The 25,449-nt window shown below is 71.2% G+C and carries 25 protein-coding genes and 1 tRNA gene; 23 read left to right on the top strand and 3 right to left on the bottom strand.

The genetic code is table 11. The features are described from left to right. Positions 1-103 precede the first annotated feature (103 nt). Both EFL26_RS08740 and EFL26_RS08745 read right to left on the bottom strand, forming a co-directional pair. Positions 104-343, bottom strand: coding sequence for a DUF4287 domain-containing protein (locus tag EFL26_RS08740; RefSeq protein ID WP_123222515.1), 240 nt, complete (start codon positions 341-343; stop codon positions 104-106). A gap of 61 nt (positions 344-404) precedes the next feature. After that, the gene (locus EFL26_RS08745; protein ID WP_123222516.1) at positions 405-1,166 is read right to left on the bottom strand and encodes a hypothetical protein; all 762 of its coding nucleotides are present in this window, start codon (positions 1,164-1,166) and stop codon (positions 405-407) included. Positions 1,167-1,317: 151 nt separating this feature from the next. Between EFL26_RS08745 and EFL26_RS08750 the strand changes: the two genes are divergently transcribed. Next, positions 1,318-2,553 carry an acyltransferase family protein gene (locus EFL26_RS08750; RefSeq protein WP_183408100.1) on the top strand — a complete coding sequence of 412 codons (1,236 nt, stop codon included), beginning with the start codon at positions 1,318-1,320 and terminating at the stop codon, positions 2,551-2,553. 29 nt (positions 2,554-2,582) lie between these two features. On the opposite strand, the gene EFL26_RS08755 is transcribed toward EFL26_RS08750, so the two are convergent. Beyond that, a tRNA-Arg gene (locus EFL26_RS08755) sits at positions 2,583-2,655 on the bottom strand. A gap of 106 nt (positions 2,656-2,761) precedes the next feature. Between EFL26_RS08755 and argS the strand changes: the two genes are divergently transcribed. The 22 genes from argS to atpD all read left to right on the top strand — a co-directional run bounded on the left by argS (position 2,762) and on the right by atpD (position 25,430). After that, positions 2,762-4,468 (top strand): arginine--tRNA ligase, encoded by a 1,707-nt coding sequence (gene argS / locus EFL26_RS08760; RefSeq protein ID WP_123222518.1) that lies wholly within the window; start codon positions 2,762-2,764, stop codon positions 4,466-4,468. 9 nt (positions 4,469-4,477) lie between these two features. Next, on the top strand, positions 4,478-5,893 hold the full coding sequence (gene lysA / locus EFL26_RS08765; protein ID WP_123222519.1) for a diaminopimelate decarboxylase: 1,416 nt from the start codon (positions 4,478-4,480) through the stop codon (positions 5,891-5,893). A 6-nt stretch (positions 5,894-5,899) separates the two neighbouring features. Continuing rightward, positions 5,900-7,210 carry a homoserine dehydrogenase gene (locus EFL26_RS08770; RefSeq protein WP_123222520.1) on the top strand — a complete coding sequence of 437 codons (1,311 nt, stop codon included), beginning with the start codon at positions 5,900-5,902 and terminating at the stop codon, positions 7,208-7,210. After that, on the top strand, positions 7,210-8,289 hold the full coding sequence (gene thrC, locus EFL26_RS08775) for a threonine synthase (protein WP_123222521.1): 1,080 nt from the start codon (positions 7,210-7,212) through the stop codon (positions 8,287-8,289). Before EFL26_RS08770 ends, thrC begins: the two co-directional genes overlap by 1 nt. Further along, complete coding sequence (gene thrB, locus EFL26_RS08780; RefSeq protein WP_123222522.1) at positions 8,286-9,188, top strand: homoserine kinase; 903 nt, start codon at positions 8,286-8,288, stop codon at positions 9,186-9,188. Before thrC ends, thrB begins: the two co-directional genes overlap by 4 nt. A gap of 208 nt (positions 9,189-9,396) precedes the next feature. Continuing rightward, a complete protein-coding gene (gene rho / locus EFL26_RS08785; protein WP_123222523.1) occupies positions 9,397-11,316 on the top strand; it encodes a transcription termination factor Rho in 1,920 nt (639 codons plus the stop codon). A 114-nt stretch (positions 11,317-11,430) separates the two neighbouring features. After that, the gene (locus EFL26_RS08790; protein WP_123222524.1) at positions 11,431-11,802 is read left to right on the top strand and encodes a response regulator transcription factor; all 372 of its coding nucleotides are present in this window, start codon (positions 11,431-11,433) and stop codon (positions 11,800-11,802) included. Positions 11,803-11,806: 4 nt separating this feature from the next. Continuing rightward, complete coding sequence (locus tag EFL26_RS08795) at positions 11,807-13,378, top strand: ATP-binding protein (protein WP_123222525.1); 1,572 nt, start codon at positions 11,807-11,809, stop codon at positions 13,376-13,378. A gap of 156 nt (positions 13,379-13,534) precedes the next feature. Continuing rightward, positions 13,535-13,753, top strand: coding sequence for a 50S ribosomal protein L31 (rpmE, locus tag EFL26_RS08800; RefSeq protein ID WP_123222526.1), 219 nt, complete (start codon positions 13,535-13,537; stop codon positions 13,751-13,753). 100 nt (positions 13,754-13,853) lie between these two features. Further along, positions 13,854-14,927, top strand: coding sequence for a peptide chain release factor 1 (gene prfA / locus EFL26_RS08805; protein ID WP_123222527.1), 1,074 nt, complete (start codon positions 13,854-13,856; stop codon positions 14,925-14,927). Between the two features lie 2 nt (positions 14,928-14,929). Then, positions 14,930-15,787: a peptide chain release factor N(5)-glutamine methyltransferase gene (gene prmC, locus EFL26_RS08810; protein WP_123222528.1), complete on the top strand. Its 858-nt coding sequence runs from the start codon at positions 14,930-14,932 to the stop codon at positions 15,785-15,787. 5 nt (positions 15,788-15,792) lie between these two features. Continuing rightward, a complete protein-coding gene (locus EFL26_RS08815; protein WP_246000098.1) occupies positions 15,793-16,476 on the top strand; it encodes an L-threonylcarbamoyladenylate synthase in 684 nt (227 codons plus the stop codon). Then, entirely contained in the window at positions 16,469-17,602 is a 1,134-nt protein-coding gene (locus tag EFL26_RS08820; RefSeq protein WP_123222530.1) for a glycosyltransferase family 4 protein, read from the top strand. Before EFL26_RS08815 ends, EFL26_RS08820 begins: the two co-directional genes overlap by 8 nt. 323 nt (positions 17,603-17,925) lie before the next feature. Then, positions 17,926-18,144, top strand: a complete 219-nt coding sequence (locus tag EFL26_RS08825; protein ID WP_123222531.1) for a hypothetical protein — start codon at positions 17,926-17,928, stop codon at positions 18,142-18,144. Positions 18,145-18,180: 36 nt separating this feature from the next. Continuing rightward, positions 18,181-18,615 (top strand): hypothetical protein, encoded by a 435-nt coding sequence (locus tag EFL26_RS08830; RefSeq protein WP_123222532.1) that lies wholly within the window; start codon positions 18,181-18,183, stop codon positions 18,613-18,615. Then, the gene (atpB, locus tag EFL26_RS08835; protein ID WP_123222533.1) at positions 18,612-19,445 is read left to right on the top strand and encodes a F0F1 ATP synthase subunit A; all 834 of its coding nucleotides are present in this window, start codon (positions 18,612-18,614) and stop codon (positions 19,443-19,445) included. Before EFL26_RS08830 ends, atpB begins: the two co-directional genes overlap by 4 nt. A gap of 76 nt (positions 19,446-19,521) precedes the next feature. Beyond that, positions 19,522-19,785: a F0F1 ATP synthase subunit C gene (locus EFL26_RS08840; RefSeq protein WP_123222534.1), complete on the top strand. Its 264-nt coding sequence runs from the start codon at positions 19,522-19,524 to the stop codon at positions 19,783-19,785. 39 nt (positions 19,786-19,824) lie between these two features. Next, complete coding sequence (locus EFL26_RS08845) at positions 19,825-20,367, top strand: F0F1 ATP synthase subunit B (RefSeq protein ID WP_123222535.1); 543 nt, start codon at positions 19,825-19,827, stop codon at positions 20,365-20,367. A gap of 8 nt (positions 20,368-20,375) precedes the next feature. Continuing rightward, entirely contained in the window at positions 20,376-21,185 is an 810-nt protein-coding gene (locus EFL26_RS08850) for a F0F1 ATP synthase subunit delta (protein ID WP_123222561.1), read from the top strand. A 60-nt stretch (positions 21,186-21,245) separates the two neighbouring features. After that, positions 21,246-22,889, top strand: a complete 1,644-nt coding sequence (atpA, locus tag EFL26_RS08855; protein WP_123222536.1) for a F0F1 ATP synthase subunit alpha — start codon at positions 21,246-21,248, stop codon at positions 22,887-22,889. A gap of 166 nt (positions 22,890-23,055) precedes the next feature. Continuing rightward, a complete protein-coding gene (locus EFL26_RS08860; RefSeq protein ID WP_123222537.1) occupies positions 23,056-23,964 on the top strand; it encodes a F0F1 ATP synthase subunit gamma in 909 nt (302 codons plus the stop codon). Between the two features lie 5 nt (positions 23,965-23,969). Beyond that, entirely contained in the window at positions 23,970-25,430 is a 1,461-nt protein-coding gene (gene atpD, locus EFL26_RS08865; protein WP_123222538.1) for a F0F1 ATP synthase subunit beta, read from the top strand. Positions 25,431-25,449: the final 19 nt, after the last annotated feature.

Genomic DNA, 25,449 nt, shown 5'->3' on the forward strand with positions numbered 1-25,449 from the left:
CGATCCACCCGACCAGTAGCGACCCCGCCCCGCACCCGGCGCACGCGCCGGGGCCAGCGGCATGCCCGGTCGTGGGTCGCCGGGTCGTATGTCGCGCCGGCCGCTACCGCGCGCGAGCGCCGAGCGCGTGCGCGACGAGGGCGTTCGCGTGGCCGTGGCCGATCCCGTAGTCGACCTTGAGCCAGGCCACGAGCTCCATGTGCGCCGCCGGGGCGTGGGCGTGGATCAGCTCGATCCAGTGCTCGATCGACTCGCCGTAGGTGCGCTCGATCGAGGGGAAGTACGACGCCGGGCCGGAGATGCGCGGGTGAGTCGTGGTTCGGGTCGGGGTGATCGTTGCCATGGCGCTGCCTCTCGTCGGGGACCTTCACCCCTACGACGAACGGCGGCGGCCGTTCTCGACATCAGTCGGTGCGGGTGGCGACGACGGCCTTGTGGTCCGAGGGAGTGGTGAGCAGCGTGACGCGGGAGGCAGGGCCCGGGCCGTGGACGTCGTCGAGCTTGCGGGTGCCGGCGCCGATCGTGCCGGGCCGGTGCTCGCGGCCCTCCCAGGCGGAGGTGAGGCCGGCGAGGCGGAGGCTGTCGAAGTTCGAGTCGCCGACGGCGTACACGACGTGCCCGGCCTGCTGGTGCTCGGCGACCAGGCGCTCGAGGCGGGCGATCTCGGCCTCGTGGCGTGCGCGAAGCAGGGGCCGCTCCGGGATGTAGCGAGCGCCGTGCTCGACGCCCGGAGCGAGGTGGTAGCTCATCATCGCCACGGTCCGGTCGGCGTGTCGGTCGCGGTAGACCCCGATCGTCACCACGCGGGGCGGCTCGGTGCGCAGGAACCGGTCGGGCCGGTCGGAGCGACCGATCCGGCTCAGGAACACCACGCGGGCCGAGACCGGGTCGAAGCGATCCGCCCGCGCGCCGACGACGTTGCCGCCGGCCACCGCCGACACCCAGTGGTACGCCGGGGCGGCCGGTCGCGGCAGCAGCCCGGTTCCGAGCGAGGGCACGACCTTGACGTCGCCGAACTCGCGCAGCAGCCGCAGCCGGGAGACGTACCACTCCTGCACCCCGACCAGATCGGGATCGTGCGCGAGCACCTGCGTGAGCGCCGTCCGAGCCTCTCGCGCGGGCAGCTTGTAGAGGATGTTCGCGCTCGCGACGACGGTCGTACTCATGGCAGGAGTGTGCCGTTCGGCTGCCTCCGTGAGCGTGGGCGGGTGTGGCATGTCCCACGTTTCGGCATACCTCCCGCCAGACGGGGAACCCCAAGGGTTCGAGGGGAGCTCCGCGGGCCCGCGGAGCGGGCGCCGAGGAACAGGAGGGTTCGTGGCGAAGTCCGCCGTCATCGCACCACTGACCGGGGTCCGTCTCGTGGCTGCGGTGTGGGTGGTGCTGTTCCACATCTACCTCTACAACGGCGACGACCTCTCGGCCAGGCACCCGGCCGTGGACGCCGTGGTGGGCCCGATCGTGAGCCAGGGCGACCTCGGCGTCGACCTCTTCTTCCTGCTCTCGGGGTTCGTGCTGGCGCACAACTACCTCGAGCGGCTCGGGGAAGGCCCGTCCCTCTCCGGCGCGGTCAGCTTCCTCTGGCTGCGCGTCGCGCGTGTGTGGCCGCTCTACATGGTCGCGATCGTCGGCGGCGGGCTGCTGCTCTCCCTGCGCTTCTGGCTGTGGGGCAGCCAGCCGAACGTCCCGCTCACGGTGCCGCACTTCGTGGCCCAGGTGTTCATGGTCCAGCAGTGGGGCGCCGCGAACGTGCCGAACACGAGCTGGACGGGCCCGGCGTGGTCGATCTCCGCCGAGTGGCTCGCCTACCTCTGCTTCCCGGTGCTCGCGATCGCGGTCTGGCGTCTGCGCCGGTACGCCGGCCCGAGGACGCTCGTCGCGCTCGGGGGGATGGTGCTCCTCCCGACGCTGGTGTGGACCGCCGTGGCCCAGACCCAGGCCGCGCCGTACATGTGGCTCGTACGCCTCGCCAGCGAGTTCACCTGCGGTGCGCTGCTCTCCGCGGCGACGCGGCACGAGCTGCCGCGCCTCACCCGGGCATCGGGCTGGCTGGCCCCGGCCGCGATCGCGCTCGGCGCGGCGTGGCTCTACGTGGCCGGGCTCACCGGCCGCTCGTGGCTCGGCCCGCTGGTGCTCGCGGTCTTCCCGATCCTCTTGCTCGGGCTCGCCCACGGCGACAGCCCGGTGCACCGCTGGCTCGGCAGCCGTCCGATGGTGCTGGGCGGCGGCGTCTCCTTCGCGCTGTACCTGGTCCACGTCCCGCTGCTCAAGCTCTTCCGCGACGCGCTCGACCACGACGCGCTCCCGATCAGCCCGCGCAACCAGCTGTACGGCGAGCTGGCGATCGCGGCGCTGAGCCTGCTGATCGCCTGGGCACTGTTCCGCCACGTGGAGGAGCCGGCCCGCCACCGGCTGCGCGCGGTCGGGCCCCGGGTCGCCGAGCTGCCTGCCGCCGTGCGGCGGATCAGGCTGCCCGAGTCCAGCCGGATCGTGCGCGTGGCGCCCGCGACCGAGCACGTGGTCCAGCAGCAGGCGGTCCGCTCGATCTGCTGATCCGTGCGGCCGGTGGGTGAGGAGAGGGGCGCCTCCGGCAGGATTCGAACCTGCGACACCTGGTACCGGAAACCAGTGCTCTATCCCCTGAGCTACGGAGGCAATGCGCCCGGACGACCGCCGTGAGGCGGACCCTGAGGCGCGATGGTGAACACTACCGGTCGATACTGCCGCGTTGGAAACCGGTGCCCGCCGATAGGCTTGCCCGGTGAATCCCGAGCAGCTCTCCGCGGCCGTCGTCGACGCCCTTTCCGCCCTCGTGGGCGAGGGTGCGCTCGACCTTCCCGACGGTGTCCCCGCCGAGGTGACCGTCGAGCGCCCGCGCCAGAAGGGACACGGCGACTACGCCACCAACGTCGCGATGAAGCTGGCCAAGGGCGCCTCGGTCGACGGCGCGCCCACCAACCCTCGGGCGCTCGGGGAGCTGCTGGCGTCCCGGCTCCGCCAGACCGAGGGTGTGGCCGACGTCGAGGTCGCCGGCCCGGGGTTCCTCAACATCACCGTCGAGGCGGGTGCACAGGGCCGGGTGGCCGCGGAGATCGTCGCGGCCGGGGCGGCGTACGGGCACTCCGAGGTGCTGGCCGGTCAGAAGATCAACGTCGAGTTCATCTCGGCCAACCCGACCGGGCCGCTGCACCTCGGCCACACCCGGTGGGCGGTCCTCGGTGACGCCATCGGGCGGGTGCTGAGCGCGGCCGGCGCCGAGGTCACCCGCGAGTTCTACATCAACGACCGCGGCGTGCAGATGGACCACTTCGCGAACTCGATCATCGCCGCCGCGCTCGGCGAGCCGACGCCGCCCGACGGGTACGCCGGCGCCTACATCGACGACCTGGCGAAGCAGGTCGAGGCCGCCCAGCCGGGCATCTTCGAGCTCCCCCCGGACGAGCGGCGCGCGGCCGTGCGGGCCGTGGGCTACGACATCCAGCTGCGCGAGCAGCAGAAGCAGCTGGAGACCTTCAACACGCACTTCGACGTGTGGTTCTCCGAGCAGTCGCTGCACGCCTCGGGCTCGGTGCCGGACACGCTCCAGCACCTCAAGGACCTCGGGCACGTCTACGAGAGCGACGGAGCGCTGTGGATGCGCACCACCGATTTCGGCGACGACAAGGACCGCGTGCTGATCAAGTCCGACGGGGAGCTGACCTACTTCGCCTCGGACACGGCCTACTACCTGAACAAGCGGGCGCGCGGCTTCGACCACTGCATCTACCTGCTCGGTGCCGACCACCACGGCTACGTCAACCGGCTGCGGGCCATGGCCGCTTGCGTCGGCGACGACCCCGACCAGACGCTCGACGTGATGATCGGGCAGCTCGTCAAGATCCTCAGCGGCGGGGAGGAGCTCAAGCTGTCGAAGCGGGCCGGCACGATCGTCACGCTCGACGAGCTCGCGGAGGAGATCGGCGTCGACGCGCTGCGCTACTCCCTGGCCCGCTACCCGGCCGACTCGCCGCTGGTCCTCGACGTCGCCGAGATCACGAAGGCGTCGGCGGACAACCCCGTCTACTACGTGCAGTACGGCCACGCCCGCACCTGCCGGATGATGGAGAACGCCGCCGACCTCGGCATGCAGGTGCGCACCGACCCTTCGGCAGGCTCAGGACAGCGCTACGACCCGACGCTGCTGACGCACGAGCGCGACCGCGAGCTGCTGCGGGCGCTGGCGGAGTTCCCGAGGGTCGTGGCCGGCGCGGCGGAGCTGCGCGAGCCGCATCGCGTCGCGCGCTACCTGGAGGACACCACGTCGGTCTTCAACAAGTGGTACGACACCAAGGAGTGCCGCATGCTGCCGTCCGGCGACGACCCGGTCGCGCCGGTCAACGAGGCCCGGCTGGTGCTCGTCGTCGCGGCTCGCACGGTGCTGGCCAACGGGCTCGACCTGCTCGGTGTCAGCGCCCCCGAGCGGATGTGAGGACACGCCGTGCGAGCTCATGAGGCGGGCTGGGCCCACGCCGCCGTGTCGGTCAACGCGCCGGCCTGGCTGCGCGAGCCCGCCGACGTCAACGCGCTGACGCCACAGCTGTGGTCGTCGACCGCACGCAAGGTCGACGGCGTCCTCGAGGTGGGGGGCATCCGCGTCACCGACCTGGTCGCCGAGCACGGCTCGCCGGCGTACGTGCTGGACGAGGCGGACTTCCGCTCCCGGGCGCGCGCCTTCCGCGACGCGTTCCGCGAGTACGACGTGTTCTACGCCGGCAAGGCGTTCCTGTGCACGACGGTCGCCCGCTGGGTCGCCGAGGAAGGCCTGTGCCTCGACGTCTGCTCGGGTGGCGAGCTCGCGGTCGCGGAGCGCGCGGGCTTCCCGGCCGAGCGCCTCGGGTTCCACGGCAACAACAAGTCGGTCGCCGAGCTGGCGCGGGCGGTGGAGCTGGGGGTGGGCCGGATCATCGTGGACTCCTTCCACGAGATCCACCGGCTCGCGGACCTCACGCGCGAGCTCGGTCGCACCGCGCGCGTCCTGATCCGCGTGACCGCGGGCGTCGAGGCGCACACCCACGAGTACATCGCGACCGCCCACGAGGACCAGAAGTTCGGCTTCTCGATCAGCAGCGGCGACGCGCTGGCGGCCGCGCAGCAGATCCGGGACACGCCCGGGCTGGAGCTGCTCGGCCTGCACTCCCACATCGGCTCGCAGATCTTCGACTCCTCCGGCTTCGAGGTGGCCGCCCGGCGGGTGCTCGCGCTGCACGCGCAGATCTCGGAGGAGGTCGGCGTGGTGCTGCCCGAGCTGGACCTGGGCGGCGGCTTCGGCATCGCCTACACCACGCAGGACGACCCGTCCGACCCCGCCCAGCTCGCGATCGAGCTGACCAAGATCGTCACCGAGGAGTGCAAGGCCCGCGACCTGGACGTGCCGCGCCTCTCGATCGAGCCGGGCCGCGCGATCGTGGGCCCCGCGGTCTGCACGGTCTACGAGGTCGGCACGGTGAAGGCCGTCGAGCTCGACGGGGGAGCGGTGCGCACCTACGTGAGCGTCGACGGCGGGATGAGCGACAACATCCGCACCGCGCTGTACGACGCGGACTACTCCTGCACGCTGGCCAGCCGGTCCTCCGACGCTCCGATGCTCCTGTCCCGGGTCGTCGGCAAGCACTGCGAGGCCGGCGACATCGTGGTCAAGGACGAGTTCCTGCCTGGTGACCTCGTCCCCGGCGATCTGCTCGCGGTGCCCGGCACCGGTGCCTACTGCCGCTCGATGTCGAGCAACTACAACCACGCCCTGCGTCCGCCGGTCGTGGCCGTCCGTGACGGCGTGAGCACCGTGCTCGTGCGGCGCGAGACCGAGGACGACCTCCTGAGACTCGACACCGGCGCCGGCGCCCGGATGGAAGACTGAGCAGCGATGAGCAGCGAGAAACGTCCCGTCCGCGTGGCCATGCTCGGCTGCGGCGTCGTCGGCAGCCAGGTCGCGCGCCTGATCCAGGAGCAGGCCGACGACCTCGCCGCCCGCGTCGGCGCGCCCGTGGAGCTGGTCGGCATCGCCGTACGCCGGCTCGGGCTGGCGCGTGACGTCGACCTGCCCGCCGACCTCTTCACGACCGACGCGGAGGCCCTCGTGGGTCGCGACGACGTCGACGTGGTCGTCGAGGTGATCGGCGGCATCGAGCCGGCGCGCACGCTGATCCTCTCCGCCCTCGCCCACGGGGCGTCGGTGGTCACGGCGAACAAGGCGCTGCTCGCCGAGCACGGCGCCAGCCTCTTCGCCGCAGCCGACGAGGCAGGCCGTGACCTCTACTACGAGGCGGCCGTCGCCGGCGCGATCCCGATCGTGCGGCCGCTGCGCGAGTCGCTCGCGGGTGACCGGGTCACCCGGGTCATCGGCATCGTCAACGGCACCACGAACTTCATCCTCGACCGGATGGACTCGGCCGGCACCGGCTTCACCGAGGCCCTCGAGGAGGCCCAGGCCCTGGGCTACGCCGAGGCCGACCCCACCGCCGACGTCGAGGGCTTCGACGCCGCCGCCAAGGCAGCGATCCTGGCCAGCCTGGCCTTCCACACCCGTGTGACGGCCGGCGACGTGCACCGCGAGGGCATCGCGGAGGTGACCGCGAGCGACGTCGCGTCCGCCCGCGAGATGGGCTGCGTGGTCAAGCTCCTCGCCATCTGCGCGCTCGAGGACGGGCCCGACGGTCCCGCGGTCTCCGCGCGGGTGCACCCGGCGATGATCCCCCGGAGCCACCCGCTGGCGAGCGTCCGCGAGGCCTACAACGCGGTGTTCGTCGAGAGCGAGGCCGCCGGTCAGCTGATGTTCTACGGCCCCGGTGCCGGCGGCGCGCCGACCGCGAGCGCGGTCCTCGGCGACCTGGTCACGGTCGCCCGGCACCGCATCGCCGGGGTGCGCGGGCCGCGCGAGTCGGCGTACGCCGACCTGCCCGTGCTCCCGATGGGCAGCACCGAGACGCGCTACCACGTGCAGATCGACGTCGACGACAAGGCCGGTGTGCTGGCGGCGGTCGCGCAGGCGTTCGCCGAGCACGACGTCTCGATCCAGACCGTGCGCCAGGAGGGCCGCGGCGACGACGCCCAGCTCGTCGTGGTCTCGCACAGCGCGAGCGACGCCGACCTGGCCGCGACGGTCGAGGCAGTCCGGCGGATGGCGTTCGTCCGCGAGGTGTCCTCGGTGATGCGCGTCGAGGGGGCGCACGACTGATGACGGAACACCGACACCCCCACCAGTGGCTCGGCGTGATCGAGGAGTACCGCGACCGCCTCGACCTGCCCGACGGCACCCCGACCATCACCCTGCGCGAGGGCGGCACGCCGATGGTGCGCTCGGGCTGGCTCTCCGGGCTGCTCGGTGCCGAGGTCTGGCTCAAGGTGGAGGGCAACAACCCCACCGGCTCGTTCAAGGACCGCGGCATGACGGTCGCGCTCTCGGTCGCGGTCGGCGAGGGCGCCAAGGCGGTCGTGTGCGCCTCGACCGGCAACACGTCGGCGTCGATGGCCGCGTACGCCGCGCGCGCCGGGATCAAGCCGCTGGTGCTCGTGCCGCAGGGCAAGATCGCCGCCGGCAAGCTCGCCCAGGCGATCGTGCACGGCGCGCAGGTGATCATGGTGCGCGGGAACTTCGACGACTGCCTGCGCATCTCGCGCGCTCTCGCCGAGGACTACCCGGTCGCCCTGGTCAACTCGGTGAACCCGATGCGGCTCGAGGGGCAGAAGACCGCGTCGTTCGAGATCGTCGACTTCCTCGGTCGCGCTCCCGACGTCCACGTGCTCCCCACGGGCAACGCCGGCAACATCTCGGCGTACTGGAAGGGCTACAAGGAGTACGTCGAGTCCGGCGACGCCTCCCACACCCCCGTGATGCGCGGCTGGCAGGCCGAGGGCGCCGCGCCCCTCGTGCTCGGCCACCCGGTGTCCGACCCGGAGACGGTCGCGTCGGCGATCCGGATCGGCAACCCCGCCTCCTGGGACCTCGCCGTCGCGGCGGCCCAGGAGTCAGGCGGCCGGTTCCGCAAGGCCAGCGACGACCAGATCCTCGCGGCCCAGCGCGACCTGGCCTCCCGGGACGGCGTCTTCGTCGAGCCGGCGTCCGCGGCCGGCGTGGCAGGGCTCCTCATCGAGCACGCCGAGGGCGCGGACCTGCGCGGCCAGACCGTGGTGGTGACGGTCACCGGCCACGGCCTGAAGGACATCGACACCGCCCTCTCCACCTTCACCGAGCTGGTCGACGTCGTGGTCGACCCCGACGTCGAGTCGGCTGCCCGGGCCGCCGGGCTGGCATGAGCCCGTTCGCCCCGGGGCCGGTCACCGTCGAGGTGCCCGCCACCAGCGCGAACCTCGGGCCCGGCTTCGACTGCCTCGGGCTCGCCCTGGACCTCCACGACACCCTCGTCGGCGAGGTGGTCGACTCCGGGCTGGTCGTCGAACTCGAGGGTGAGGGCGCCGACCGGCTGCCCCGCGACGAGCGCCACCTCGTCGTTCGGGCGATGCGCCGGGCGTTCGAGGCGCTGTCCGTCGAGCCCCCAGGGTTGGTGCTCCGCGCCGTCAACCGGATCCCGCAGAGCCGCGGGCTCGGGTCGTCCTCGGCAGCGATCGTCGGGGGTCTCGCGCTGGCCCGGGCGCTCGTCGTCGACGGAGCCGAGGCACTCGACGACGCTGCCGTGCTGCGCCTGGCCACGGCCCTCGAGGGCCACCCCGACAACGTCGCGCCCGCGCTGCACGGCGGCTTCGTGGTCTGCGGCCACGACGGGGCGGACACCTGGGCGGTCAACGCGCCCGTGGCGCCCGACGTGTCCGCCGTCGCCTTCGTGCCGCCCGACGGCGTCAGCACCGAGATGGCTCGGGGACTGCTGCCCGCCGAGGTTCCGCACGCGGTCGCCGCCGCCAACACCGGCCGGGCCGCCCTCCTCGTCGCGGCCCTCGGCGGGGCGACCGACCAGCTCTTCCGCGCCACCGAGGACTTCCTCCACCAGGAGTTCCGCGCCCCGGCGATGCCGGAGTCGCTCGCCCTGGTGCACTCCCTGCGGTCCGACGGCCTCGCCGCCCTGGTGTCGGGGGCGGGTCCGACCGTGCTCGTGCTCACCGACGGCGACCCCGAGGCGCTCCTCGGACGGTGCCCGGACGGGTGGGTGGCGCACCGCCTGGCGGTCGACCACGCCGGTGTCCGGACCGTCGTCTCCTGACCGCGCCCGGGTGCTACTGTGAGCGCAGCGTCCGGTGAGATCGCACCCATGGTCCACGATCACGGCGACACACCCTGACGCACTCCTCCTGATCGGATTTCCCGCTCCGGCGACCCGTCCGCGCGTGCCGGTGACCGAAGCCGCATCGGGACATCCGCACCCCGCCCGACGCTCAGCCGTCCGGCCCAGCACTGGGGAAGGACCCCACATGACGGAAACCACCGACACCGCCGCCTCGGCCGCGAACGCAGCGCCCGAGGACAACGGGTCCGCCGCTCCGGCACGCAAGGCCGGCGGGCTCAGCAGCATGCTGCTGCCCGAGCTGAAGAAGGTGGCCGGCGGCCTCGGCATCAAGGCCACCGGTATGAAGAAGGCCGAGCTGGTCGCGGCGATCCGGGCCGCTCAGGGCGGCGGCGCGCGCCGCTCGGAGGGTGGGCGCGAGCCCGCCGTCGCCGACCGGGCCCGCGAGGAGCGTCCCGAGCAGCCGGAGCGACGCGAGCGCGAGGAGCAGGCGCGGCCCGACCAGGAGCGGGAGAGTCAGGACCGCGAGAGTCAGGACCGCGAGAGTCATGACCGCGAGGGCCGGGCCGGGGCCGAGGGCACCGGGCAGCAGCGCGGCGGAGGTCGTGGCCAGGAGCGCGGCCAGGGCAGGCAGGGCCAGGCTGAGAACCAGGGCCGGCAGGCCCAGGATCGCCAGAGCCAGGACCGGCAGGGCCAGAACCAGGATCGCCAGAACCAGGACCGCCAGGCCCAGGATCGCCAGAACCAGGACCGGCAGAACCAGGACCGGCAGAACCAGCAGAACCAGGACCGGCAGAACCAGCAGGGTCAGCAGAACCAGGGCGCCAACCGCGACGACGAGAGCGGCAGCCGTCGCAACCGCCGGCGTCGCGGGCGCGACCGCGGGCCGGCGCAGCCCGGGGCCGTCCCGAGCCAGGGCGGTCGTGGCGGCCGCGCCGAGCCTGACCTGCAGATCCTCGAGGACGACGTGCTCACCCCGTGCGCGGGCATCCTCGACGTCCTGGACAACTACGCCTTCGTGCGCACCAGCGGCTACCTCCCCGGCACCGAGGACGTCTACGTCTCGCTCTCGATGGTCCGCAAGTACGGGCTCCGCCGCGGCGACGCGATCACCGGCCAGGTGCGCCAGCCTCGCGAGGGCGAGCGCAAGGAGAAGTTCAACCCGCTCGTCGTCATCGACACCGTCAACGGTGCCGACCCCGACGCCGCGCGCACCCGGGTGGAGTTCAGCAAGCTCACGCCGCTCTACCCCTCGGAGCGCCTGCGCCTGGAGACCACGCCGACGAACTTCATCGGCCGGGTCATCGACATCGCCGCGCCGATCGGCAAGGGCCAGCGCGGACTGATCGTCTCCCCGGCCAAGGCCGGCAAGACCATGATCATGCAGTCGATCGCGAACTCCATCACCACGAACAACCCCGAGTGCCACCTCATGGTCGTGCTCGTCGACGAGCGTCCCGAGGAGGTCACCGACTTCGAGCGCTCCGTCAAGGGCGAGGTGATCAGCTCGACCTTCGACCGCCCGGCCTCCGACCACACGATGGTCGCCGAGCTCGCGATCGAGCGGGCCAAGCGCCTCGTCGAGCTCGGGCACGACGTCGTGGTGCTGCTCGACGGCATCACCCGCCTCGGGCGCGCCTACAACCTGGCGGCGCCGCCGAGCGGCCGGATCCTCTCCGGCGGCGTGGACTCGGCCGCGCTGTACCCGCCGAAGAAGTTCTTCGGCGCCGCCCGCAACATCGAGGACGGCGGCTCGCTGACCATCCTCGCGACCGCGCTCATCGAGAGCGGCTCGAAGATGGACGAGGTGATCTTCGAGGAGTTCAAGGGCACCGGCAACATGGAGATCCGGCTGCGCCGGGACTTCGCCGACAAGCGGATCTTCCCGGCGATCGACGCCGTCCAGTCGGGCACGCGGCGTGAGGAGCTCCTGATGAGCAAGGAGGAGCTTGCGATCGTCTGGAAGCTGCGGCGCGTGCTCTCCGGGCTCGACGGTCAGCAGGCTCTCGAGCTGCTCCTCGAGCGGCTCAAGAAGTCGCAGACGAACCTGGAGTTCCTCATGCAGGTGCAGAAGACGACCCCGACGGCGGGCGGCCAGGAGGGTTGAACCGACGACCGTCGAGAGAGGTCATCGGGGCAATCGACGCATTATGCCCGAGCGGGGTCGACGTAGTCGATATGCTGATCGCCGATCTAGGGGTTGTTCTACGAGGGGGGCCGGATGGCACGGATTGTGATCGCGGACGACGACGCTGACATTCGTGAGCTGGTCGTCTTCAAGCTGCGGCATGCCGGGCACGAGGTGCTCCCGGTGGCCGACGGTGCCGCGGCGGTCGAGGCCTGCCTCTCGAACAAGCCCGACCTGGTGATCCTCGACGTGATGATGCCCGGCATGAGCGGGCTCGACGCGGCCCGTGCCCTGCGCGCGGACGACACCATGGCCGGCGTACCGATCATCATGCTGACCGCCCGGGCCCAGGAGCCCGACATCGAGCAGGGCTTCGACGCCGGCGCCGACGACTACGTGGTCAAGCCGTTCAGCCCACGCGAACTCGCCTCACGGGTGGCGGCGGTGCTCGCGCGGAGCACGTAGGTCGATGGCGTCCGCAGCTGGGGGCGGCGGACGCGGCTCGGTGGGACGCCGGCTCGGCGCGTCGGTTGCGGTGAACTTCTTCGTGCTGGTCGTGGTCGGCGTGGCCGGCATCATCGGCACGACGCGGGCGCACGACTCGGTCGACTACCTGGCCAAGCAGGTCGAGCCCGCCGCGACCGTGAACGCCGACGCGCTCCAGGAGCTGACCGACGCGGAGACCTACGTCTGGGGCTACGGGATCTCCGGCGAGCAGTCGCTGCTCGACAAGTACGTCGCGGCTCGCACCCGGTTCCGGGAGAACCGCGCCCGGCTGGAGCGGCTCCGGTCGCTCGACCCGCAGCTCGGGCTGCTCGTCGACGACTTCCTGCTCTCCGCCCAGAACTGGTTCGCGGCGTACGCCGACCCGCGCACGGCCGGACCGGTCGGGCTCGGCACCTTCGACGCCCTGCGGTTCGACCGGGCGCAGGTCCTGTTCGCCGACGTCAGGACCACCAACGCCGCCGTCTCCGAGCGGGTCCGGGAGCTGTCGACGGCTGCCGAGCGGTCCTCGAACGACCTCGAGCGGTCGCTGGTGATCATGCTGGTCGGCGTGCTCGTCGCCGGCGCCGCGGGAAGCCTGTTCGTGGCCCGCCGCTCCGGCCAGCAGGTCACCGAGCCGCTCGGCGCGCTCGAGGAGACGGCGCAGCGCCTCGCTCGCGGCGACCACGCCGCGCGGGCCCCGGTCACGGGGCCGCGGGAGGTGGTCCAGGTCGCGAGCGCGATCAACCGGATGGCGGACGAGAACGACCGGGCCCGCGCCGTCGAGTCCCGTGTGGTCGACCAGCTGCGCGCGCTGGACGCGGTCAAGTCCGACTTCGTCTCGAACGTCTCCCACGAGCTCCGCACGCCGCTGACCAGCATCCTCGGCTACCTGGAGCTGCTCGAGGAGGAGCTGGTCGGACGGACGGCCGACACCGAGCAGGACATGCTCCGGGCCGCCAAGCGCAACGTGCTGCGCCTCGGTGAGCTGATCGAGGACCTGCTCGCCCTCACCCGCTCGGAGTCCCAGGGCACCGAGCTGAAGGAGCTCGACCTGGCCTCGCTCACGCGCGACCTGGTCACCGATCTCCGCGTGGCCTCGAGCCAGCAGGGTGTCGAGATCCGCCTCGGCGTCCCCGCGGCGCCGGTGCCGGTGATGGCGGACGCCGGCCAGATCGCCCGGGTGGTGACCAACCTGGTCAGCAACGCGGTGAAGTTCAGCCAGGGCGCGTCGGAGGTGGCCGTCTCGGTGGTGCGCGACGGCGACGACGCGGTGCTGACCGTGGAGGACCACGGCATCGGCATCCCGTCCGAGGAGCTCGACCAGCTGGGCTCGCGCTTCTACCGGGCCTCGAACGCCGTCCACCTCGGCATCACCGGCACCGGGCTCGGCCTGCGCATCGTGCAGGCGATCGTGGAGAACCACCACGGCAGCGTCGACCTGCGCTCCGTGCAGGGGGTGGGCACGACGGTGTGGGTGCGGCTCCCGGTGCTGCAGCCGGACGAGTCGCACCGTGCCGACGCCGCCGACTCGACGGACCCCGCCGAGGTCGGCTGAGCGGGAACAAGCGGCAACTGGTCGCTGTTGTGCAGGTGCTGCCCCGGACCCCCGCCGATTTCTCAGGCGGAGCCCCGGATGGCAGAATCGTTGGTTGGCTCCGGTTCACGTCCGCACCCGCGGGCGACCCGGCGGCTGAGGACCCGAGAGGAAACCATGAAGAACGACATCCACCCCGACTACGTGGTGACGCAGGTGACCTGCACCTGTGGCAACACGTTCACGACGCGCAGCACCTCGGCGAGCGGCAACCTGCACGCCGACGTGTGCTCGAACTGCCACCCGTTCTACACGGGCAAGCAGAAGATCCTGGACACCGGTGGCCGCGTGGCCCGCTTCGAGGCCCGGTACGCCAAGGCCAAGGACAAGAAGTAGCTTCGCCGAACGCCGGTCACCCCGTTGCGGTGACCGGCGTTCCGCATGTCCAGGGGCCGGCGCACGGATCGACCCGGGTTGAGCTCGTCGGAGGAGTCGGATGTTCGAGGCAGTCGAGTCACTGATCGCGGAGCACGCCGCGCTCGAGGACGAGCTCGCGGACCCGTCGCTGCACTCCGACCAGGTTCGTGCGCGCCGGGTCAACCAGCGCTACGCCGAGCTGTCCGCGATCGTGCGCACCTACCGCGACTGGCAGCGGCTCGGTGACGACGTCGACGCCGCCCGCGAGCTCTCGGCGGACGACGCCGACTTCGCCGCCGAGGCCGACCAGCTCGCCACGCGGCGCTCCGAGGTCGAGGAGCACCTGCGTCGCCTGCTGATCCCGCGCGACCCGGCGGACAGCAAGGACGCGATCCTCGAGGTCAAGTCGGGCGAGGGCGGTGAGGAGTCGGCCCTGTTCGCCGGCGACCTGCTCCGCATGTACACCCGGTACGCCGAGCAGCGCGGGTGGTCCACCGAGATCCTCGACGCCACGGAGTCCGACCTCGGGGGCTACAAGTCGGTCACGGTCGCGGTGAAGGCCAAGGGCACGCCGGCGCCGGGCGAGGCGCCGTACGCGCTGCTGAAGTTCGAGGGCGGCGTGCACCGGGTCCAGCGGGTGCCGGTCACCGAGAGCCAGGGCCGCGTGCACACCTCGGCCGCGGGCGTGCTGGTCATGCCGGAGGCCGAGCAGGTCGACGTCAGCGTCGACGAGAAGGATCTCCGCATCGACGTGTTCCGCTCCAGCGGCCCCGGCGGCCAGAGCGTGAACACCACCGACTCCGCCGTGCGGATCACCCACGTGCCGACCGGGATCGTGGTGAGCTGCCAGAACGAGAAGTCCCAGCTGCAGAACAAGGAGCAGGCGATGCGGATCCTGAGGGCGCGCCTGCTCGCCGCCGCACAGGAGGAGGCCGCCGCCGAGGCCAGCGACGCGCGCCGCTCCCAGGTCCGCACGGTCGACCGCTCGGAGCGGATCCGCACCTACAACTACCCGGAGAACCGGATCTCCGACCACCGCACCGGCTACAAGTCCTACAACCTCGACCAGGTGCTCGACGGTGCGCTCGACCCGGTGATCGAGTCGTGCGTGTCCGCCGAGATGAACGCCCGCCTCGAGGCCGTCGGCGGGTGAGCGTGCCGACGCCCCGGGCACTCGTCCGCGCCGCCGCGGTGCGCCTGGACGACGCGGCGATCGACAGCCCGGACCACGACGCGGCCGAGCTGCTCGCCTTCGTGCTCGGCACGAGCCGGTCGCGGCTCGCCCTGGTCGAGGAGGTGGGCCCGGAGGACGAGGCGCGCTTCGCGGAGCTGGTGGAGCGACGGGCCGCGCGGGTGCCGCTCCAGCACCTGACCGGGGCCGCGGCGTTCCGGCACGCGGAGCTCGCGGTGGGTCCCGGCGTCTTCGTGCCGCGTCCCGAGACCGAGCTCCTCGCCGGCTGGGCGGTCGAGCGGGCCGCCGAGGTGGCCCGGGTCGCCGGCCGGGCGCCGGTCGTGGTCGACCTGTGCACCGGGTCCGGTGCGATCGCGCTGAGTGTCGCGACCGAGCTGCCCGGCGCCGAGGTGCACGCCGTGGAGCTCGACCCGCAGGCCGTGCAGTGGGCCGTGCGCAATCTGGCCGGCTCCGGTGTCGACCTGCGCGAGGGTGACATGGCCGAGGCGTTCCCGGACCTCGACGGCGCGGTGGACGTGGTGGTCTGCAACCCGCCGTACATCCCCCTGACCGCGTACGACGGCGTGGCGCCCGAGGCGCGCGACCACGACCCCGAGCTCGCCCTCTGGTCCGGCGACGACGGGCTCGACGCGATCCGCGTGCTCGAGCGGGTCGGCGCGCGCCTGCTCCGGTCCGGAGGGCACCTCGGTTGCGAGCACGCGGATCTGCAGGGGGAGACCGCTCCGCAGGTCTTCGTCGCCAGTGGCCGCTGGACCGACGTGCGCGACCACCGCGACCTGGCCGGGCGTCCGCGCTACCTGACGGCGCGGCTGCCAAGATGAGTCCCGTGTCCACTCGCTACGACGCCACCGACCCGGCCCAGCTCGAGGCGGGAGTGACCGCCGCGACCACCGCGATCCGTGCGGGTGAGCTGGTCGTGCTGCCCACGGACACCGTCTACGGCCTGGGCGCCGATGCCTTCGACCCGGCCGCCGTGCGCAGGTTGCTCGACGCCAAGGGGCGCGGGCGGGAGATGCCGCCGCCGGTGCTGGTCGGCTCCGTCGCGACGCTGGACGCCCTCGCCTCGACCGTGCCCTCGTGGGCGCGCGACCTGGTCGAGCACTACTGGCCGGGCCCGCTGACGATCGTCGTGCGCGAGCAGACCTCGCTGCAGTGGGACCTCGGCGAGACCCGCGGCACCGTCGCGGTCCGGATGCCCCACGACCCGGTCGCGCTCGAGCTGCTCGGCCGCACCGGGCCGCTGGCGGTGAGCTCGGCGAACCTCACCGGCCGGCCCGCCGCCACGGACGCCGACCAGGCTGCGGACATGCTCGCCGAGAAGGTCGCGGTGATCCTCGACGGCGGTCCCACCAGCGACGACCGGCCGTCGACGATCGTGGACTGCACGTCCGCTCGTCCGCGCGTGCTGCGGGTCGGGGCGGTCCCGGTCGACGAGCTGCGCTCCCTGCTCGCCGGCAAGGCCGACCTGGACGACCTGGACCCGAGCGAAGGCGCCGACCAGGGTGCGTGAGTACCTGCTGGTCTTCCTGGCGGCCGCGGTCGTCAGCTACCTGCTGTGCGTGGTCGCGCGGGAGCTGGCGATGCGCACCGGCGCGGTGGCGGAGGTGCGCGACCGCGACGTGCACGCCGTGCCGATCCCGTACTTCGGGGGCGTCGCGATGCTCGGTGGCCTCGGCGCCGGGTTCCTGGTTGCCCACCACCTGCCGTTCCTGAGCCGGTCCGGCCCGCAGGTCTTCCACGATGCGGGCGTGGTGCTGATCGGGGGCGCGATCATCTGCGCGGTCGGCGTCCTCGACGACCTGATCGAGCTGGACGCGCTGACGAAGCTGGGCGGCCAGATCGTCGCGGCCGGCTACCTGGTCCTCAACGGGGTGCAGCTGTACTCCCTGCGGATCCCCGGCGTCGGGGTCGGCCAGTTCACGCTCGACTACGGGCAGGCGATCCTGTTCTCGATCGTGCTGATCGTCGGCACCGTCAACGCGATCAACTTCGTCGACGGTCTCGACGGCCTGGCCGGAGGGATGGTCGCGATCGGCGCGGTCGCCTTCTTCGCCTTCTCCTACCGGCTCGCCGACGTCAACGGCTACGCCCTGGCGATCACCGCCGCGCTGCTGTGCGCGTGCCTGGGCGGCGCCTGCGTCGGCTTCCTGCCGCACAACTTCTTCCCGGCGCGCATCTTCATGGGTGACTCCGGGTCGATGCTGCTCGGCCTGGTGCTCTCGGGCTCCGCGCTCTCGCTGACCGGGCAGTTCGCGGCGGTCCAGGTGAACCAGACCGGCGACTTCAACGCCGGCAACTGGCTGGTGATCATGCTGCCGATCCTGCTGCCGGTCTCGATCCTCGTCGTGCCGTTCCTCGACCTCGTGCTGGCCGTCGTACGCCGCACCCGGCGGGGCCAGATGTTCTACCACCCCGACAAGGAGCACCTGCACCACCGGCTGCTGGAGTTCGGCCACAGCCAGCGGGTCGCGGTCGTGATCATGTGGCTCTGGGCCGGGCTGGTCGCGTTCGGGGGAGTGCTGGTCACTCTCTACGCCAGCGTGCTCAGCGTGGTGATCACGCTGGTGTGGGCCGCGCTGACCCTGGTGGTCACCTTCGCGCTGCCGCGGCTCAGGCGGCCCGCGGCGGTCTCCTGAGGGCGGCCCCCCACCGCTGTCGATCCCGCTCCCGGACACCGATTTTCGCGCTCCCAGAGTTTGTGCTAGTTTTCACAAGCACCCCCCGAACGCCGTTGACGACCCGAGAAGGCCGCCATGACGACCGCACCCAGCTCAGCCCGATCCGGGCGTCGAGTCACGGGGTCGACGCGGGCCCGGAGGCACCCTGAGAGCCTCCTGAATGCCTGTGGTAGCGTCCGAGCGTCGTCGCCCGCTGAGGCCCTCTCGGACCCGCCCTCCGCGCTGGTGCAGGGTTCGCGGCCGGACGATCACGCCCCCACAGCACGAACGGACCAGACTGGATGGCCGATGACCCGATCGAGAGCGGCCTGCGTGGCCGTGACCTCATCGGCCTGGGCGGGCTCCTGGTCGGCGCGGTCGTCGGTGGCATGGTCCTCGGCCTCCTCGCGGACTCCGCACTCGACTCGTCACCGGTCGGCGTCCTCGTCGGCGTCGCCGTCGGCGTCGTCGTCGGGTGTGTCGGCTTCGCGGTTCGGGTACGACGCGCTCTTCGGGGCTGAGGCTCCGATGGCCCCGGCCGGAGGAGGTGCGTCGTGATGACCGACGAGACGACCGCGCCCGTGACCAGCCCGTCGCTGCCCGAGAGGGCGACCGTCGGCCGGGTCGTGCGTGACCAGCGCAAGACCGTGTGGGTCGCCGCGGTGATGATGGTGCTCGGCCTGTTCGTCGGTCAGTACGACGAGTGGACGCTCGCCCTCTGCATCGCCGGCGGCGTGCTGCTCGGACTGCTCAACCACCTCGTCACGGAGTACTGGCTGCTGCGGATCATCACCGGCGGCGCGCAGCCGACCCGGGGCCAGCTGACCCGGACCACGATCGTCCGGCTGGCGGTCCTGTCGGTGGTCGCGATCGGCATCGCAGTAGCCTTCTGGCCCGCCGGCATCGGGTTGCTGCTCGGCCTGGCGATCTTCCGCCTGATCTCCCTGGTGATGACCGCCCTCCCGCTGCTGAAGGAGCTGAAGAACACGTGACCGGATTCGCCCCGCTCGAGATCCACATCACCCCGGGTGAGCACCCGACGCGTGAGTGGTTCGGCATGACCGTGAACATCGACACGGTCATCAGCACCGTGGTCGCGGGTGCGATCGTGATCCTGCTCGGCCTGCTCGTCCGCCGGGCGCTGACCCGCAGCACGGAGGACCACGTCCCCACCAAGATGCAGATGATCTGGGAGGGCGTCGTCAAGGAGGTCAACACCCAGGTCGAGGACAACCTCGGCAAGGTGCACCCGTACGTCGCGCCGCTGGCGATCTCGCTGTTCTTCTTCATCCTGATCGCCAACTGGCTCGAGCTGGTGCCGACCGAGCTCAACCAGCACGCGCACCTGCTGCCCGCGCCCACCGCGGACACCAACCTGACCTACGCGATGGCGATCTTCGCCGTGGTGAGCGTGTGGATCTACGGCATCCGCAAGAACGGCGTGGGCTACTTCAAGCACTTCGTGCAGCCCTACCCGGTCCTGCTGCCGCTGAACATCCTCGAGGAGCTGGTCAAGCCGATCACGCTGGCACTGCGACTCTTCGGCAACATCTTCGCCGGCGGCATCATGCTCGCGCTGATCGCCGCGATCCCGTGGTGGGCCGGCATGCCGATCGCGAACGTGCTCTGGAAGATGTTCGACATGGTCATCGGCGGCCTGCAGGCGTTCATCTTCGCGCTGCTGACGGTCCTCTACTTCGCGATGGCCAGTGCCGGGCACGACGAGCACGAGGACCACGAGGAGCGGGTGCTCAACGACCCGACCGACCAGGAGCGCGAGGCCCGCGAGGCCGCTCCCGCAGAACCGCAACCCGCCGCCTGAGCACCCGCTCGAGCGCAGCACCACCCAAGCTGGAAACCAGGGCGTCGAGGAATCGGCGTGAATATCAAGGAGAGTCATGGCAGTCAAGAACACTGAGCAGGCCATCACGCTTGCCGGCGCCTTCGTCGGCGGCGGTCTCGCCCTCGCCGGCGGTGCCATCGGCGCCGGTATCGGTGACGGCCTTGCCGGTTCGTCGTACATCCAGGGCGTGGCCCGTCAGCCGGAGGCCCAGGGTCGCCTGCAGACGATCTTCTTCCTGACCGTCGGTCTGGTGGAGGCGATGTTCTTCATCAACCTCGCGTTCATGGCCCTGTTCGTCTTCGTCCTCGGCGGCAAGTGACCTCAGGTTCGTCCGCACAGAGCGACAGGATGTGAGTAGATGACACCGCTGGAGAGCAACTTCCTGGTGCCGAACGGCACCTTCTTCGTGGAGTTGATCGCGTTCGCGATCATGTTCTTCATCATCGCCCGGTACATCGTTCCGCCGATCAACCGGGCCATGACCGCACGTCAGGACGCGATCCGCAAGGAGTTCTCGGACCTCGACGAGGCACGGGCTGACGCGAAGGCTGCCGAGGAGGAGTTCCGCGCGCAGATCGCGGACGCTCGTCACGAGGCGGCGCGCATCCGCGAGGAGGCGCGCGAGCAGGGTGCGGCGATCATCGCCGAGATGCGCGAGCAGGCCCAGGCCGAGGCGGCGCGGATCGTCGAGCACGCCCACACCCAGATCGAGGCCGACCGCCAGCAGGCGGTGACCTCCCTCCGGGCAGAGGTCGGCACACTCGCCACCAACCTGGCCGGGCGGATCGTGGGCGAGGCCCTCGAGGACCAGGCGCGGCAGAGCCGCGTCGTGGACCGCTTCCTCGCCGACCTCGAGGCGCAGCCCGTCACCGGGTCCGCCAACGGATCGGCCCAGGGGTGACGGCAGTGATGCACGGATCCTCCGCGGAGTCGCTGGCCCGGTTGACCGACCGGGTGGTCGCGGCGGTCGAGGGCGGCGCCGACGGTGCCGAGCTCGGCACCGGGCTCTTCGGCGCCTCGGCCGTCCTCACCACGCAGCCCGGGCTGCGGCGGGCGCTCACCGACCCGTCGACCGAGGCCGCGGCGCGCACGGGCCTGGCCGAGACGGTCTTCGGCAAGCACCTCTCGGGTGCCGCGGTGACCGTGGTCGCCGAGGCCGCGGGGCTGCGGTGGGTCGCGAGCGCCGACCTGGCCGACGCGCTCGAGCAGCTGGGCGTGCTGGCGATCGTGCGGGCCGCGGACCGCGAGGGCGCGGGTGACCGGGTCGAGGAGGAGCTCTTCGCCTTCGGTCGCACCGTGACCGAGAACCACGAGCTGCGCAGCGCGATGTCCGACCCGGCCCGCTCGGTCGCTGATAAGCAGGCGCTGGTGCGGGGCCTGCTCGAGGGCAAGGCCCACCCCAGCACGGTCGCGCTCGTCGAGCAGGCCGCCACGGGCGGCCACCTGACCGTGACCAGCGCGATCGACACGTTCGTCGCGCTGGCCGCGAAGGCGCGCAACCGGCTGGTCGCGCTGGTCCGGGTGGCGCAGCCGCTCGACGCGGACGAGGAGAAGCGGCTGGCCGCGGCCCTGTCCGCCCAGTACGACCGCACCGTGCACCTGAACACCGTGGTGGACCCCTCGGTCCTCGGCGGCGTCCACGTCTCCGTCGGCGACGAGGTCATCGACGGCACCGTCTCCAGCCGCCTCGACGAGGCCGGCCGCCGGCTCGCGGGCTGACGCCGACACGTCGGCTCACCCAGACACCGATACGTAAGCAACGAAGAGAGTAGGGAAGAAATGACGGAGCTTTCGATCCGTCCGGAGGAGATCCGGGACGCGCTTGCGAAGTACGTCGCCGACTACCAGCCGGCCGCAGCCAGCAAGGAAGAGGTCGGCACCGTCTCCTCGGCCGGTGACGGCATCGCCCGGGTCACCGGTCTCCCGTCGGCCATGGCCAACGAGCTGCTCGAGTTCGAGGACGGCACCCGTGGCCTCGCGCTGAACCTCGACACCCGCGAGATCGGTGTCGTCATCCTCGGTGACTTCGACAAGATCGAGGAGGGCCAGACCGTACGCCGTACCGGCGAGATCCTCTCCGTCCCCGTCGGTGACGCCTTCATGGGCCGCGTCGTGGACCCGCTGGGCACGCCCATCGACGGCCTCGGCGAGATCCAGTCCGACACCCGCCGCGCCCTCGAGCTGCAGGCGCCCACGGTGATGCAGCGCAAGTCGGTGCACGAGCCGTTGGCGACCGGCATCAAGGCGATCGACGCCCTCACCCCGATCGGCCGTGGCCAGCGCCAGCTGATCATCGGTGACCGCTCGACCGGCAAGACCACGATCGCGATCGACACGATCATCAACCAGAAGCAGAACTGGGACTCCGGCGACCCGGCCAAGCAGGTCCGCTGCATCTACGTCGCGATCGGCCAGAAGGGCTCCACGATCGCCTCGGTGCGCGGCGCCCTCGAGGAGGCCGGCGCCCTGGAGTACACCACCATCGTCGCCTCGCCGGCGTCGGACAGCGCGGGCTTCAAGTACCTCGCGCCGTACACCGGCTCGGCCATCGGCCAGCAGTGGATGTACGACGGCAAGCACGTGCTGATCATCTTCGACGACCTCACCAAGCAGGCCGAGGCCTACCGCGCCGTGTCGCTGCTGCTGCGTCGCCCGCCGGGCCGCGAGGCCTACCCGGGTGACGTCTTCTACCTGCACAGCCGGCTGCTCGAGCGGTGCGCGAAGCTCTCCGACGACCTCGGTGCGGGCTCGATGACCGGTCTCCCGATCATCGAGACCAAGGCGAACGACGTCTCGGCGTACATCCCGACCAACGTCATCTCGATCACCGACGGCCAGATCTTCCTGCAGTCGGACCTGTTCGCGGCCAACCAGCGCCCGGCGATCGACGTCGGTGTCTCGGTGTCCCGTGTGGGTGGCGCGGCGATGACCAAGGCGATGAAGGCCGTGACCGGCTCGCTGAAGGTCGACCTGGCGCAGTTCCGCGCGATGGAGGCGTTCGCGATGTTCGCCTCCGACCTCGACGCGGCGTCGCGCCAGCAGCTCGACCGTGGCTCGCGCCTGATGGCGCTGCTCAAGCAGCCGGCGTACTCGCCCTACCCGCTGCCCGAGATGGTGGTCTCGCTGTGGATCGGCACGACCGGCCGTCTCGACGCGGTCCCGGTGGAGGACGTGCTGCGGTTCGAGAACGAGCTCCTGGACTACCTGCGTCGCTCGCACGAGGGCATCCTCGGCACCATCCGCGAGACGAACCAGTTCTCCGACGACACCGAGTCGGCGCTGGCCGACGCCTACACCTCGTTCCTCGACCAGTTCGAGACCTCCGAGGGCAAGTCGATCAAGCCGGGCACCGACCCGCAGGTCGACGCGGTGACCGACGAGGAGCTCGAGCAGGAGCAGATCGTCAAGCAGAAGCGGGGCTGACTCTGGTGGCCACTCCCTCGTATTCCGCTCGGTCCCCGCGGCCCAGGCACGCACCTCGCTGCGTTGTCCTCGGTCGCCGGGCCGCCGGCCCGACTCCCTCGTCCGCCTTGCGAGGCACGCACCTGGACCACGGCTACCTTCGCGCACTACTCGGGGGTGACCACTAATGGCCGTATCGCTGCGTGAGTACCGCGCGCGGATCAAGTCGACGGAGTCGATGAAGAAGATCACGCGCGCCATGGAGCTCATTGCTGCGTCTCGCATCATCAAGGCGCAGCAGCGGGCCCAGCAGGCCGCGCCGTACGCGCGCGAGCTGACCCGGGCGGTCTCGGCCCTGGCGACGTACTCCGACGCCGACCACCCGCTGACCACCGAGCCGGAGAACCCCACCAAGGCCGCGATCCTGGTGATCACCAGCGACCGCGGTCTGGCGGGGGCCTACTCCTCCAGCGTGCTGAAGGAGGGGGAGCGGCTCGCCGAGCGCCTGCGCGAGGAGGGCAAGCAGATCACCACCTTCATCGCCGGGCGCAAGGGTGAGGCGTACTTCCGCTTCCGCAACCGGCCGGTGCGGGAGTCGTGGACGGGCTTCTCCGACCAGCCGCAGTACGACAACGCCCGCGAGATCGGCAAGGCGCTCATCGACGCGTTCGTCGACGAGGGTGACGAGGGCGTCGACGAGGTGCACATCGTGTACACGCGGTTCCGCTCCATGCTCGTGCAGGAGCCGCACAGCGTGCGGATGCTGCCGCTGGAGGTCGTCGAGGGCGAGGAGAAGCCCCCGGAGGACGAGGTGCTGCCGCTCTACGAGTTCGAGCCGTCGGCCGACGAGGTCCTCGACGCGCTGCTGCCGAAGTACGTGCAGAGCCGGATCTTCTATGCGCTGCTGCAGGCCTCGGCCTCTGAGCTCGCGGCACGCCAGAAGGCGATGAAGTCGGCGACCGACAACGCCGAAGAGCTGATCAAGAAGTTCACCCGCATCGCCAACCAGGCCCGCCAGGCCGGTATTACCCAGGAAATCAGCGAGATCGTCGGAGGCGTCAACGCGCTCGCCGACGCCCAAGCCGGGAGTGAGTGAGAGACATGACTGCCACCATCCAAGAGAACGCCGCGGCCGGATCCGCCGGCGCCAACAACGGGCGCATCGCCCGCGTCATCGGCCCGGTGGTCGACATCGAGTTCCCCACCGACTCGATGCCGGAGATGTACAACCTGCTCGAGACCCAGCTGACGCTCGCCGGCGAGACGAAGACCCTCTCGCTCGAGGTCGCCCAGCACATCGGTGACGGCATGGTCCGCGCGATCTCGCTGCAGCCGACTGACGGCCTGGTCCGCGGTGCGACCGTCACCGACACCGGCTCGCCGATCACGGTGCCCGTCGGTGACGCGACCCTCGGCCGGGTGTTCAACACGCTCGGTGAGTGCCTGAACCTCGCCGAGGGCGAGAAGCTCGAGGTCAACGAGCGCTGGGGCATCCACCGCAAGGCGCCCGCCTTCGACCAGCTCGAGTCGAAGACGCAGATGTTCGAGACCGGCATCAAGGTCATCGACCTGCTGACGCCGTACGTGCAGGGCGGCAAGATCGGCCTGTTCGGTGGTGCCGGCGTCGGCAAGACCGTGCTGATCCAGGAGATGATCGCCCGCGTCGCGAAGGACCACGGTGGTGTGTCCGTGTTCGCCGGCGTCGGTGAGCGCACCCGTGAGGGCAACGACCTGATCGTCGAGATGGAGGAGGCCGGCGTCATCGGCCAGACCGCCCTCGTCTTCGGCCAGATGGACGAGCCGCCGGGCACGCGTCTGCGGGTGGCGCTGTCCGCGCTGACGATGGCGGAGTACTTCCGCGACGTCCAGGGCCAGGACGTGCTGCTCTTCATCGACAACATCTTCCGGTTCACCCAGGCCGGCTCGGAGGTCTCGACGCTGCTCGGCCGGATGCCGTCCGCGGTGGGCTACCAGCCGAACCTCGCCGACGAGATGGGCACGCTCCAGGAGCGGATCACCTCGACGCGTGGTCACTCGATCACCTCGATGCAGGCGATCTACGTGCCGGCGGACGACTACACCGACCCGGCGCCGGCGACCACGTTCGCGCACCTCGACGCGACCACCGAGCTGTCGCGCGAGATCGCGTCGCTGGGTATCTACCCGGCCGTGGACCCGCTGACCTCGACCTCGCGGATCCTCGACGCGCAGTACATCGGGCAGGCGCACTACGACTGCGCGATCCGGATCAAGCAGATCCTCCAGCGCAACAAGGAGCTCCAGGACATCATCGCGATCCTCGGTGTCGACGAGCTCTCGGAAGAGGACAAGATCATCGTGTCCCGCGCTCGCCGGATCCAGCGGTTCCTGTCGCAGAACACCTACGTGGCCAAGCAGTTCACCGGCATCGAGGGCTCGACGGTCCCCGTGTCGGAGACCATCGAGGCGTTCAACAAGATCGCCGACGGCGAGTACGACCACGTGGCCGAGCAGGCCTTCTTCATGTGCGGCGGTCTGGACGACGTCGAGCGCAAGTGGTCCGAGATCCAGAAGAGCCTCTGATGCGTGAGCGGAACGAGGT

The sequence above is a fragment of the Nocardioides pocheonensis genome (genome assembly GCF_003725535.1).
GTDB classification, from domain to species: domain Bacteria; phylum Actinomycetota; class Actinomycetes; order Propionibacteriales; family Nocardioidaceae; genus Marmoricola; species Marmoricola pocheonensis.

Coding starts and splice junctions, on each gene's coding strand:
- EFL26_RS08740 (WP_123222515.1), bottom strand. CDS start 343: ATGGCAACGATCACCCCGACCCGAACCACGACTCACCCGCGCATCTCC.
- EFL26_RS08745 (WP_123222516.1), bottom strand. CDS start 1,166: ATGAGTACGACCGTCGTCGCGAGCGCGAACATCCTCTACAAGCTGCCC.
- EFL26_RS08770 (WP_123222520.1), top strand. CDS start 5,900: ATGAGCAGCGAGAAACGTCCCGTCCGCGTGGCCATGCTCGGCTGCGGC.
- thrC (WP_123222521.1), top strand. CDS start 7,210: ATGACGGAACACCGACACCCCCACCAGTGGCTCGGCGTGATCGAGGAG.
- thrB (WP_123222522.1), top strand. CDS start 8,286: ATGAGCCCGTTCGCCCCGGGGCCGGTCACCGTCGAGGTGCCCGCCACC.
- rho (WP_123222523.1), top strand. CDS start 9,397: ATGACGGAAACCACCGACACCGCCGCCTCGGCCGCGAACGCAGCGCCC.
- EFL26_RS08790 (WP_123222524.1), top strand. CDS start 11,431: ATGGCACGGATTGTGATCGCGGACGACGACGCTGACATTCGTGAGCTG.
- EFL26_RS08795 (WP_123222525.1), top strand. CDS start 11,807: ATGGCGTCCGCAGCTGGGGGCGGCGGACGCGGCTCGGTGGGACGCCGG.
- rpmE (WP_123222526.1), top strand. CDS start 13,535: ATGAAGAACGACATCCACCCCGACTACGTGGTGACGCAGGTGACCTGC.
- prfA (WP_123222527.1), top strand. CDS start 13,854: ATGTTCGAGGCAGTCGAGTCACTGATCGCGGAGCACGCCGCGCTCGAG.
- EFL26_RS08825 (WP_123222531.1), top strand. CDS start 17,926: ATGGCCGATGACCCGATCGAGAGCGGCCTGCGTGGCCGTGACCTCATC.
- EFL26_RS08830 (WP_123222532.1), top strand. CDS start 18,181: ATGACCGACGAGACGACCGCGCCCGTGACCAGCCCGTCGCTGCCCGAG.
- EFL26_RS08840 (WP_123222534.1), top strand. CDS start 19,522: ATGGCAGTCAAGAACACTGAGCAGGCCATCACGCTTGCCGGCGCCTTC.
- EFL26_RS08845 (WP_123222535.1), top strand. CDS start 19,825: ATGACACCGCTGGAGAGCAACTTCCTGGTGCCGAACGGCACCTTCTTC.
- EFL26_RS08850 (WP_123222561.1), top strand. CDS start 20,376: ATGCACGGATCCTCCGCGGAGTCGCTGGCCCGGTTGACCGACCGGGTG.
- atpA (WP_123222536.1), top strand. CDS start 21,246: ATGACGGAGCTTTCGATCCGTCCGGAGGAGATCCGGGACGCGCTTGCG.
- EFL26_RS08860 (WP_123222537.1), top strand. CDS start 23,056: ATGGCCGTATCGCTGCGTGAGTACCGCGCGCGGATCAAGTCGACGGAG.
- atpD (WP_123222538.1), top strand. CDS start 23,970: ATGACTGCCACCATCCAAGAGAACGCCGCGGCCGGATCCGCCGGCGCC.